10 protein-coding genes are annotated in these 11,605 nt (G+C 69.4%); 3 read left to right on the top strand and 7 right to left on the bottom strand.

The window, feature by feature from the left end:
• Positions 1 to 597: cytochrome P450 (locus A5673_RS22975; protein WP_156748519.1), on the top strand; the 597-nt coding region annotated here is incomplete at its 5' end.
• Here the strand turns inward: A5673_RS22975 and A5673_RS30205 are convergent.
• The 4 genes from A5673_RS30205 to fdxA are packed head-to-tail and all read right to left on the bottom strand — an operon-like array spanning position 560 to position 5,645.
• Positions 560 to 1,840, bottom strand: a complete 1,281-nt coding sequence (locus tag A5673_RS30205) for an alpha/beta hydrolase (RefSeq protein WP_068237957.1) — start codon at positions 1,838 to 1,840, stop codon at positions 560 to 562. The two genes, A5673_RS22975 and A5673_RS30205, sit on opposite strands and share 38 nt — an antisense overlap.
• Entirely contained in the window at positions 1,837 to 4,182 is a 2,346-nt protein-coding gene (locus A5673_RS30200) for an APC family permease (protein ID WP_068237955.1), read from the bottom strand. Before A5673_RS30200 ends, A5673_RS30205 begins: the two co-directional genes overlap by 4 nt.
• Positions 4,183 to 4,191: 9 nt before the next feature.
• Positions 4,192 to 5,277 carry a succinyldiaminopimelate transaminase gene (gene dapC / locus A5673_RS22960; RefSeq protein WP_156748517.1) on the bottom strand — a complete coding sequence of 362 codons (1,086 nt, stop codon included), beginning with the start codon at positions 5,275 to 5,277 and terminating at the stop codon, positions 4,192 to 4,194.
• A 41-nt stretch (positions 5,278 to 5,318) separates the two neighbouring features.
• Positions 5,319 to 5,645 carry a ferredoxin gene (fdxA, locus tag A5673_RS22955; protein ID WP_068237950.1) on the bottom strand — a complete coding sequence of 109 codons (327 nt, stop codon included), beginning with the start codon at positions 5,643 to 5,645 and terminating at the stop codon, positions 5,319 to 5,321.
• Between the two features lie 390 nt (positions 5,646 to 6,035).
• Here fdxA and A5673_RS22950 point away from each other — a divergent pair, with 390 nt between their 5' ends.
• Complete coding sequence (locus tag A5673_RS22950) at positions 6,036 to 6,371, top strand: hemophore-related protein (RefSeq protein ID WP_068237946.1); 336 nt, start codon at positions 6,036 to 6,038, stop codon at positions 6,369 to 6,371.
• A gap of 6 nt (positions 6,372 to 6,377) precedes the next feature.
• Here the strand turns inward: A5673_RS22950 and A5673_RS22945 are convergent, their stop codons facing one another.
• Entirely contained in the window at positions 6,378 to 7,142 is a 765-nt protein-coding gene (locus A5673_RS22945; protein WP_068237944.1) for a maleylpyruvate isomerase N-terminal domain-containing protein, read from the bottom strand.
• 30 nt (positions 7,143 to 7,172) lie between these two features.
• A complete protein-coding gene (locus A5673_RS22940) occupies positions 7,173 to 9,776 on the bottom strand; it encodes a bifunctional FO biosynthesis protein CofGH (RefSeq protein ID WP_068237941.1) in 2,604 nt (867 codons plus the stop codon).
• Positions 9,777 to 10,003: 227 nt separating this feature from the next.
• On the opposite strand from A5673_RS22940, the gene A5673_RS30510 reads away from it, so the two are divergent.
• Positions 10,004 to 11,104, top strand: a complete 1,101-nt coding sequence (locus tag A5673_RS30510) for a PE family protein (protein ID WP_068237939.1) — start codon at positions 10,004 to 10,006, stop codon at positions 11,102 to 11,104.
• Positions 11,105 to 11,113: 9 nt separating this feature from the next.
• Here A5673_RS30510 and A5673_RS22930 read toward each other — a convergent pair whose 3' ends face one another.
• Positions 11,114 to 11,575, bottom strand: coding sequence for a hypothetical protein (locus tag A5673_RS22930; protein WP_068237936.1), 462 nt, complete (start codon positions 11,573 to 11,575; stop codon positions 11,114 to 11,116).
• Between the last annotated feature and the right edge of the window lie 30 nt (positions 11,576 to 11,605).

The raw sequence follows: 11,605 nt of genomic DNA, 5'->3' as shown, positions 1-11,605 counted from the left end.
AGGGAGAACCCCGGCTCGGACATGTTGTCCGAAGTGATGACCGGACCGGGCGATCTCACCGACCTCGAACTGCTCGGCATGAGCCACCTGTTGATCCTGTCCGGCCTGGACACGGTGGCCGCGGCGATCGGCTTTTCGCTATTCGAATTGGCACGCCGACCGCAGCTGCGCAGGGAGCTTCGCCGCGATCCCGAGCAGACCAAGGTCTTCATCGAGGAGATCGTCCGGCTCGAGCCCGCGGCGCCGCTGGCGGCCCGGGTCACCACCGACTTCGTCAAGGTGGGCGGCATGACGCTGCCCCCGGGTACGCCGGTGCGGTTGTGCACCGCCGCGATCAACCGCGACGGCAGCGACGAGATCTCCACCGACGAGTTGGTCATGGACCAAAAGGTGCACCGCCACTGGGGATTCGGCGGCGGGCCACACCGTTGCATCGGTTCCCACCTGGCACGCATAGAACTGGCCATCGTCGTCGACGAGTGGCTCACGCAGATCCCCGATTTCCAATTGCCGGCGGGCTACACGCCGGAAATCAAGTTCCCGTCGAAGAGTTTCGCGCTCAAGTCGCTGGCACTGAGCTGGGGCCGCTCGGGTTGACCCCTGACCCGCGCGGCCGCGATGCGTACGTCTCGGCGAGGAACTGCTCGACGGCCACCGCGGCGTGTGCCGCGCGCGCCGACCCGAAGATGTCGAAAGCGTGTTGTGCGCAAGGCAACTCGGCGTACACGACCGGCTGGCGGCTGACCTCGCGCAGCCGCCCGGTGAACCGGCGGGCCTGTTCGACGGGGATCAGCGAATCGTTCGTGCCGTGCAGCACGAAGAACGGTGGCGCATCCTCGGAAACGTGGGTGATCGGCGACGCGACCCGGAAGGGCTCGCCGGCGTCCGTCAGGCTCAGCTTGAACACGCGCTTGGCCACGATCGGCGCCATCAACGGATGCATCGCATCGCGGGATCCGAAGTCGTACACCCCGTAGAAGGGAATTGCCGCCTGCACGCGGGTGTCCGCGCCCTCGAAGCCCGGCTGAAACCGCGCATCGTTGGGCGTCAGGGCCGCCAGCGACGACAGGTGCCCGCCGGCCGAACCCCCCGTGATCGCGATCCAGTCCGGATCGCCGCCGTATTCGGCGATGTGCTGCTTCGTCCACGCGATCGCGCGCTTGACGTCGACGATGTGGTCCGGCCAGGTGGAGCGCGGGCTCAGCCGGTAGTTGATCGCGACGCAGATCCAGCCCAGCTCGGCCAGGTGGCTCATCAGCGGATGCGCCTGTCCGCGTTTGTTTCCCACCATCCACGCCCCGCCGGGAACCTGCAGCAGCACCGGCGCGCGGCCGTCGCGATCCAAATCGGGCCGGCGCCAGATGTCCAGATGGTTGCGCGAGCCGCACTCGCCGTAGCTGATGTCGCCGTCGTGCGCGTAGTCGCGGTAGATCCGCAGCATCCGCGCCGCGCTGGGCTTCTTCGCCGTCGCGCCCCCGGCCGCGGGCCGCTGCCACAGATCGCCCGACTCGGTGCGGCGACCGGGACCCAGCCCGGCGTCCAGCGCGGCCGTCAGCGGCGCATTCGCTTGCCGTCCGACGCGGCGCAGCGCCAACAGCCCCACCCACGACAACGCCGAGACCAGCCAGCTGAACCGGCGCGTCCGCGGCGGCAGCCGGCGCGACATCGCCGCCACGGCCGCCACCTGGACAGCCAGGGTTTGCATCGGAAGCTCGGACGCGAACACACCGTGGGCGAACGCGATGCCCGACCCGAAGCGGTCCCTCGTCAACGGTCGGTAGCCGTTGGCCGTATACGCCAGACCCAGCACCGAGACCAGCACGGCGGCCACTCGTTTCACGCTTGTTGCCCTTCCTTGGCGGGGTCCTCGATGACGTGATACGCCGGGTCGACCATCGACACGGCCTTGTTGCCGCTCTGGCGCGCCTTGCCGGTGATCCGCACCAGTTGACCGGGCTGGATGTCGGCGCCCCCGCGCCCGGGGCGGAACGTGACGTTGAGTTCGCCGCTGTCGTCGCCGACGACGATCCACCGCAACGTGCGGCGCCGCTTGGTGATGTCCTCGACTTGGGTGACCCGCCCCTCGACGGTGGCGCGCTGGCCCGGGATGAGCCCCGCCACGGTGATCACCGACGGCCGTTCGGGGTGTTCGTAGGCTTCGACATCCCGCTCCTGTTCGCTCAGGACCAACGCCTCGACCCTGTCGAGTCCGCGCGCGATCCGATGTTCGAAGTCGTCGGGGAACGCCTCCTTGATCCGCGATTCCACGTCGTACGGGACGATCGTCGCCGCCGCGTCCGGGATCAGGCTGACCGCCCGGGCGATCTTGTCGGCGGTGCGGTCGTGCAGCAGCCTGCCCAGCAGCGGCGAATAGGTGCGGCGCGGCAGCAATACCGTGACGTTGGTGTCCCGCTGTTCCTGCAGCGCCTTGGCGACGAGCACCTGTGCCGACCAGTTGATCCGCCGGTCGGGGCAATCCACCACCCGCAGCCGCGTGTCGAGTTCGTAATGATCCCAACGCTTTCGCAGCTGCGCGGCATGGATCGCGTCGACCATGAAGTGCACCGCGATGAGCTCGTCGGAACGCAACCCTTTGCCGTAGCGCAGCGCCTCGATCGTCGCCAGGTCGACCGAGTTCACGAACACGAACACGCGGTGCCTGGCGTACCTCACCAATTCGGGCCGGTCGGTGCGGAACCTCTCGAGAATGGCCGCCTCCGCGCGGTATTCGCGGTTGAGCCGGATCAGCAGGAAGACCAGTATCGGAAAGACGACGACGACCAGCCAAGCGCCCTCGGTGAACTTCGCCACCGCGAAGATGCCTACCACGATCGTCGACAGGATCCCCGCGGACAGGTTGATCGCCAGCCTTCGTCGCCATCCCGGTTCCCGGTGGGTCAGATGGTGTTTGGTCATCCCGTAACCCGCCATCGAGAACCCGGTGAACACGCCGATCGCGTAGAACGGCACCAGCGCGTTGACCGAGCCACCCGTCGTCAGCAGCAGCGCCACCGACAGCGCCGCAAGCGTCATGATCCCGTTCGAAAACACCAGGCGGTGACCGCGTTTCGTCAGTTGTCGCGGCAGGAAGCGGTCCTCGGCCACGAAGCTGGCCAGGGCCGGAAACCCGTTGAAGCTGGTGTTCGCGCCGGTGAACAAGATCGCGGCGGTCGCCGCCTGGACGAGGATGTACAGGGCGTTGCCCGCCACCCCGGCACCGAAGACCGCGCGGGCGATCTGGGACAGCACCGACGGATACTCGGTGAGGTAAGGCGTGGCGTGCGTGACGTAGGCGAGGAACGCCACCCCGGCCAGCAGGATGCCCAGGATGGTCGCCATCGCGGTGAGCACCCGGCGCGCGTTGGACCCCTGCGGCTTTCGGAAGACGTCGACGGTGTTGGAGATCGCCTCGACCCCGGTCAGCGAGGAGCCTCCGTTGGCGAACGCGCGCAACACGGTCAGGATGGTCGCGCCCATCACCAGGGCGTCACCCTGATGGACCGGCACCGTCCCGGGCAGCTGCTCCGGGTGGTAGACCGGCAGATCGCCCGCCACCATGCGCGCCACCCCGACCACGATCGTGAGCCCGACCATCGCGACGAACAGGTAAGTCGCGGACGCGAATTGCCAGCCCGCCTCCTTCAATCCGCGCAGGTTCAAATAGCAGATGGCCAGCACCACGCCGATGGTGATTTGCAGGCTGTGCTGGCCGAGCGCCGGGATCGCCGACACCACCGCGACCGTGCCGGCAGCCGACTGGACCGCCACCGTGACCACGTAGTCGATCAACAGCGCCGCGGCGGCAACCTGCGCCACCCGCGGCCCGAAATTCTCCCGCGCGACGATGTACGAACCACCGGCCCGGGTGTATGCCATGACGACCTGGCGATACGACGCGGCCACCAGGATCAGGATCAGCAGGATGACACCCGTGATGGGCAGCAGCAGCACGAACGCCGCCAAACCCGCGTGTGGCAACAGTTCGATCAGGATCTGCTCGGGGCCATACGCCGTCGACGAGATCGCGTCCGGCGAAAGCGCCCCCAGCGCAACCGGATTCGACAGCTTCTCGCTCGACAGCTCCTCGGTGATCAGCGGCTTGCCCAGGAAAATCCGCTTGGCTATGTCGCCGATCGACGCCGGGATGTGCAGCTTGCCCGCCGAACCCGCTGAAGTGGTCACGGGCTAAGCCTAGGAGAGGCGCTGCACCGCGGCGGCGATACGTTCGTCGGTGGCGGTCAGCGCGACCCGCACATGCTGGGCGCCGCCCGGGCCGTAGAAATCGCCGGGCGCCACCAGGACACCGCGGCCGGCCAGCCACGCGACGCTGTCCCGGCAGGGCTCGCCGCGGGTGGCCCACAGGTACAGGCCCGCCTCGGAATGGTCGACGGCAAAACCGGCCGCACGCAGCGCGGGCAACAAAGCGGCCCGCCGCCGTTCGTAGCGCCCGCGCTGCACCTGCTCGTGGGCATCGTCGTCGAGGGCGGCCACCATGGCCGCCTGCACCGGCGTCGGCACCATCATCCCGGCGTGTTTGCGCACGGCCAGCAGCTCGTCGACCAGCCCCGCGTCGCCGGCGACGAAACCGGCCCGATAGCCGGCCAGCGACGAGGTCTTCGACAGCGAGTGGATCGCCAGCAGCCCGGTGTGGTCGCCGTCGCAGACCGAGGGATGCAGCACCGAGAGCGGTTGGGCCTCCCAGCCCAAGCCCAGGTAGCACTCGTCGGAGGCCACGATTACGCCGCGGTCCCGTGCCCACCCGACGACCTTGCGCAGGTGCTCGACGCCGAGCACGCGTCCGGTCGGATTGCTCGGCGAATTCAGGTAGAACAGCGCCGGGGACCGCGGCCCCACCTGGGTCAGCGAATCCGCGCGCAACACCTCTGCCCCGGCCAGCCGCGCCCCGACGTCATACGTCGGGTAAGCCAGCTCCGGCACCACGACCACGTCCGCGGGGCCCAGGCCCAGCAGCGTCGGCAGCCACGCGATGAGTTCCTTGCTGCCGATCACCGGCAGCACGGCCGCCTCGGCCAGCCCGGTGATGCCGTAGCGGCGCGCCAGTGCGGCCGCCGCCGATGCGCGCAGGCGCTCGGTGCCGGCGGTGGCCGGATAGCCCGGCGCCGAACCGGCGGCCGCCAAGGCGTCGGAAATCAGGGTTGCGACCGGGTCGACCGGGGTGCCGACGGACAGGTCGACGATTCCGTCCGGGTGGGCCGCGGCCAGCGCCTTCGCGTCGGCCAAGGTATCCCAGGGAAACTCCGGCAGGGACGCCGACACTGCCGGCCGGTCCCGGTCGGGCCTGTGCAGCACCGGCCCGCTTACTCGCCTTCGCCCTGCGGCGGCAGGTCCTTGACCACCTGCGGGTCGTTCTCGGTCAAGCCGACCTTCGCGGCGCCGCCCGGCGACCCCAGCTCGACGAAGAAGTCGGCGTTGATCTGCGTGTACTGGCCCCACTGCTCGGGCACGTCGTCTTCGTAATAGATCGCTTCGACGGGGCAGACCGGCTCGCACGCCCCGCAGTCGACGCATTCATCGGGATGGATGTACAGCATCCGGGCGCCCTCGTAGATGCAGTCGACCGGGCATTCCTCGATGCATGCCTTGTCTTTGATGTCGACGCAGGGTTCGGCGATCGTGTACGTCACAGACGTCTCCTCCAGCTCTGTCCATGTACTGCGTGTGGGCTGCTGTTCGGCTCGCCGCGGCGCTTCGGCCGCTTCGGCGAAAGCTTTCGGTTACTGATACTAGACGTTGCACATACACGTCAACCACTTGGCATGCAACACGGGGACGCAAAGCGCGCCGGCGCGCGCGGCGCCGAGCGCCCGGGCCGCGCCCCGGCCCGCGTTCACTCACGGCGAACATCCTCCGAACGCTGCTGACCTGCGAATAGTTACGATTAGAGCTTGCTGTGCGATAACGGTTGCGAGGATGAAAGCCCACGGGGCCTGGTAGCCTCGACCGCAGACGGCAACCGTTGGGCAGATGTCGTCGCCGTTTTCAGACGGTGCATTGAATGGGGAAGGTGTCCACAGATGGCAAGGCTGTCGTTGACCAAATTGGCCGCTGCCGTTGGCGGCGTGGCGTTCGCGTTGACTGCTGGCTCCGGGATCGCATCCGCAGATCCCCTGGACCCGGTCGTCAACACGACCTGCAACTACGGCCAGGTGATGGCCGCGCTGAACGCGACGGACCCGGCTGCCGCCGCGCAGTTGAACGCGTCGCCGATCGCGGTGAGTTACCTGCACCAGTTCCTGGCCTCGCCGCCGCCGAAGCGCTTGCAGATGGCGCAGCAGATCCAGGCCATGCCGCAGGCCGCGCCGTACTTCAACGACGTGCTGTCGGTGGCCGGCAGCTGCAACAACTACTGACCGATTTCAGTAGCCGCTGAGCAGGCGGCGCAGTTGGCCCAGGGTTTCGGGTCCGGCGTCGCTGCAGATCCGCGAAGGGTCTCCGGGTCGACGGCCCCACAGCAGTAGGACCCGCGCGGCGGCATCGGTTTCCAGGGTGGCCGGGCCTTCGGGCCCGGCCATTCCGATGTCGGTGTGTTCGGCGTCGGCGGTGACGACGACGTCGTCGGCACCGGGCACCCGCAGCCGGCCTTCGATCCGCTCACCCGCGCGTAATCCCTTGGCGCCCTTGGCCAGCAGCGGACGCCCGACCGCGGTGACGCTGTGCGTGGTCATCCACGGCTCGGACAGCCGCGCCCGGGCCGCCGCGTCGTCACCGGTGATGTCCCACCCGTGCAGGACGAGTTCTTCGCGCATGTGCTCGGCGAACCACGGCACCTTCATGGTGCGACCGGTCCACGCGACGTCCGTGTCCGCGGGCACTGGGTCCGCGGCCGACGCGACGTTGTTCAGCGTGGCCATCCGCTCCTGCAGCGCGTCCCACAGCTCCGCGTCGCCGAGTGCGCGCAGCGGCCCCTCCCGCTCCTCGAAGCCCCGCGTGCCGACCGGCGCCCCCTCCAGGTGCGCTTGCAGCACCCGGGCGAGCTCTTCGGCGTTTCCGGCCTGGTGGATGACGACGTCGCGGATTGTCCAGGCTTCGCACCAGGTGCCCGTGTCGGGCCGGCGCTGCTGCACCGCGTCGCAGAACGGCCGCCACTCCGGGAATCGGTCGTGGTCGATGTGTCGCTTCACGGCCTCCGGTATACCCGGGGCTGGTGACAATTACGCCGCGAGCGGCGCGTAGGTGGTGGTGCGCTGGCGCGCCGGGCGGCCGATCCCCTCGGCGATCGCGGCCAGCTCCGCCACTGTCTTCGACGACCCGTGTTCGGAACCGGCCATCCGCGAGATGGTCTCCTCCATCAGCGTGCCGCCCAGGTCGTTGGCGCCGCCGTTGAGCATCACGCGGGTGCGCTCGACTCCAAGCTTGACCCAGCTGGTCTGGATGTGGGATATGCGGCCGTGCAACATGATCCGCGCCAGGGCGTGCACCGCACGGTTGTCGCGGTGGGTGGGCCCCGGCCGCGCCGCGCCGGCCAGGTACAGCGGCGAACTCTGGTGCACGAACGGCAACGGCACGAACTCGGTGAAACCGCCGGTGCGGTCCTGGATCTCGCGCAGCACGTTGAGATGGCCGACCCAGTGCCGCGGGCTGTCGACGTGGCCGTACATCATCGTCGACGACGACCGCAGACCCACCTCGTGTGCGGTGCTGACGATCTCGATCCACATCGACGTCGGCAGCTTGCCCTTGGTGAGCACCCAGCGCACCTCGTCGTCCAAAATTTCGGCGGCGGTGCCCGGGATGGTGTCCAAGCCCGCTTCGCGCAGGCTGATCAGCCACTCGCGAATGCTCAACCCGCTCTTGGTCACCCCGTTGGCGATCTCCATCGGGGAAAAAGCGTGCACGTGCATCGACGGCACGCGGGCCTTGACGGCGCGCACCAGCTCGGCGTACCCGGTCACCGGCAACTCGGGATCGATCCCGCCCTGCATGCACACCTCGGTGGCGCCCTCGACGTGCGCCTCCCAGGCGCGATCGGCCACCTCCTCGACCGACAGCGAATACGCGTCGGCGTCGCCCTTGCGCTGCGCGAAGGCGCAGAACCGGCAGCCGGTGTAGCAGATGTTGGTGAAGTTGATATTCCGGTTCACCACGAAGGTCACGTCGTCGCCGACGACGTCGCGCCGCAGCGAATCCGCCAGCGCCGCAACCGCATCCAGTGCGGGCCCATCGGCCGTCGCCAACGCCAGGTACTCGTCGTCGGTGCAGCCGGCGGGATCACGTTCGGCCGATCGCAGGGCGGCGAGCACGTCGGTGTCTAGGCGTTCCGGCGCTTTGGCGCCCTGCGCGCCCAGCTCGTGGACGCGGGCACGGATCGATTCCCAGTCACCGAACGCGCTGTCGAGGTCGCTGCGTGCCTCGGTGTTGCGGCCGTCGGTATCGATCGCCGCGTGCAGGTCGACCCGCCCGGCGGACCCCACGTCGTCGGGCTCCTGCCACGGCATGCCGACCGGGTTGACGTCGCGGGCCAGTCCCGTGGCCGGATCGGCCAGCGCCGCAACGTGTCCGGACACCCGCGGGTCGATCCAGGCCGCCCCCGCCTGAACGTACTTGGGCTGTGCGGTCAACCGCTGCACCAGGTCGTATCCGGCCTCGGCGGTGATCGCCGCCAGCTCGTCCAGGGCGGGCCACGGCCGTTCGGGGTTGACGTGGTCGGGGGTCAGGGGTGAGACGCCGCCCCAGTCGTCGACGCCGGCGCCGATCAGCGCCAGGCACTCCTCCCGCGACACCAGGTTGGGCGGCGCCTGGATGCGCATGCCCGGCCCGAGCACCAACCGCGCGACCGCGACGGTCGCCAGGTAGTCCTCGATCCCGGCGTCGGGAACGGCGGCCATCGCGGTGTGCTCCTTGGCCCGGAAGTTCTGTACGATCACTTCCTGGACGTGCCCGAACTCCTTGTGCGACTTGCGGATCGCCAGCAAGGTGTCCGCGCGTTCGGGCAGTGTCTCGCCGATGCCGACGAGCAGCCCGGTGGTGAAGGGAATGGACAACCGCCCGGCGTCGGTCAGCGCGCGCAGCCGAACCGCCGGGTCCTTGTCCGGGCTGCCGTAGTGCGCAAGCCCTTTCGTCTCGAACAGCCGCCGCGACGTGGTCTCGAGCATCATGCCCATCGACGGTGCCACCGGCTTGAGCCGCGACATCTCCGACCAGCTCATCACGCCGGGGTTCAGGTGCGGCAGCAGCCCGGTCTCCTCCAGTACCCGGATGGCCATCGCCCGGACGTACGACAGGGTGGAGTCGTAGCCCCGTTGGTCGAGCCAGTCCCGCGCCTGCGGCCACCGGTCCTCGGGGCGGTCACCGAGGGTGAACAGCGCCTCCTTGCAACCCAGTTCGGCCCCGCGGCGGGCGATGTCGACGATCTCGTCGGGCTCCATATACATGCCGGCGCCCCGGGCCCGCAGTTTGCCGGGGACGGTGACGAAGGTGCAGTAATGGCAGGTGTCGCGGCACAGGTGGGTGACCGGAATGAACACCTTGCGCGAATAGCTGATGGGCAGCCGGCCGCCCGCCCCGCGCCGGCCGGCCGACTCGAGTCCCGCGTCGCGCACCCGCGCCGCGCTCGCGCACAGATCGGCGAGGTCATCGCCGCGCGCCGTCATCGCGACGGCCGACTCGTCGAGGTTCAGGGCGACCCCGTCGCGGGCCCGCCGCAGGACGCGCCGCAGCGCCGACGCGCCGGCCTTCGGTGCGGCCGCAGCCGGAACCAGGGGGCTGGGCAAGGCTACGGGCTCCAGAGGCTCCGGTGTTCCCGGTGTCAGTGGCACGTTGGTGTAACTTCCCCACGATCGAATTTCATCCGCCCGGCCCAACCTGTGAAACCTTGGGCAACGGTGCCATACGCGCAACAGTAGCGCCAGGCTGCGGCCATTCCGCCGCCGACGTCCCGGGCCCCGCGGCCGCAGCCGCGGGCCCTTTGCTGTGGGTTTGGCGGACTTGCCCGCTAACCAGCGGCGACCGCGTTACCATCCGTCGTATCCCAGAGAGGTGTTAGATGTCGTTCCTATTCGCCGACCCGGAGGCGCTGGCCGCAGCGGCTTCGGACCTGTCCGGCGTCGGATCGACCCTCAGCACGGCCAACAGTGCGGCGGCACTCCCGACCAGCGCGGTGGCCGCGGCCGCCGCCGACCAGGTATCGGCGCAGGTCGCGGCGTTTCTGTCCGAGCACGGGCTGGGCTACCAGCAGATCAGCGCGCAAATCGCCGGGTTTCACAACCAGTTCGTCCAGACGTTGAGCGCCGGCGCCGGCGCGTATGCGGCCGCCGAGGCCGACGCGGCACAGAACCTCGCCGCCGCGGTGAACGCCCCCGCCGCGACGCTGCTGGGCGGCGGCGGTACCACCGGCGCCGCCGGTGCGGCCGTGGTGGCCGGCGGAGCCGTGTCCGGTGCGGTGAACCAGGTCGAGAGCGCCGTGGCGGGCTCCACCAGTTTCCTGGGTGGCGGGGGCGCGGGGCTGCTCGGCGCCGGGCTGCTCGGCGGCGGCGCCCAGGCGATCGCGGGTCAGGCCGGGGCGGCCATCAACGCCGTGTCCGGGGCGGCCGTCAACGCCGTGTCCGGTGCGATGACCGAGGTCGAGAGCGTCGTGGCGGGCTCCGCCAATCTGCTGGGCGGCGCCGGGCTGTTCGGCGGCGTCGGCCAGGCCGCCGCGCTGCTGCTGGGGCCCACCGGAGGCCTGCGGGCTCTGACCGCGGCCAGTGCCCTGCTCGCACCGGCCGCCGTCACCAACGCCGCGGCGGTGTCTGCGGCGAACGCGTTTGCTCCGATCGCCCAATCGATCGAGAACGCCTACCTGCTGATCGAGCCGTACGTGCAGTACGGCTTCGAGCTGGCCTCCTACGCGGCGGGCTGGCTGCCCTGGATCGGCTGGATAGTGGCACCGCAGATCATGTACTTCTACAACCTCTTCGAGCCCATGGTGCAGAGCGGCCTGTTCAACCTCCTGGACTGGCTGGGCGGCACCATCACCTTTGCCCAGGGGCTGAACAACTTCATCAACGCCACCACGGCGTCGATCAACTACTTCATCCAGACCGAGATCAACTGGTTCCTGAGCTTCCTGCCGCCGCTCCCGCCGCTGCCGCCGTTCTTCCCGTAACGCGGCCTGTCAGCGCTCGTGGCCGCGCCGCCACAACACCCACGCGGGCGGCGCCACGCCCAGCGCGATCAGCAGCAGGGCCCCGTAGGCCAGCAGCCCCCGCCCGCCCAGGATGACGTCGTCGGCGGGCCCGCCCATGCTCATCACCGCGACCGTGAGCAGCCAGGTCCACAGCGGCAGGGCGGCCACCCGCGCGGATTTGGTCCACTGCGCGGCGGCCCAGACCAACGCCGCGTTGAGCAGTCCGCTGAGCAGCCCGCTGATGGGGAACGGAATCGAGCCGAGATAGGAAGGCAGCAGCAGCGCGCCGGCGAGTGCCGACAGGATCCCATCGACGGCCAGCAGCGCCAGGACAACGAAACGGATCGCGGGATCGGTCGCGCCGCCGTCCTCAGCGAACGCGGCGCGCGGCTTGGTTTCGGTCAGGTCGGAACGCTGTCGATGTTGGAGAGTATCGAGCCGATGACCCACTGCAGGCTGTCGAGGCGGTCCTGCCAGTGC

This window comes from Mycobacterium sp. E3198 (genome assembly GCF_001667015.1).
Lineage (GTDB): Bacteria > Actinomycetota > Actinomycetes > Mycobacteriales > Mycobacteriaceae > Mycobacterium.
This window is presented reverse-complemented; position numbering and strand designations above follow the sequence as displayed.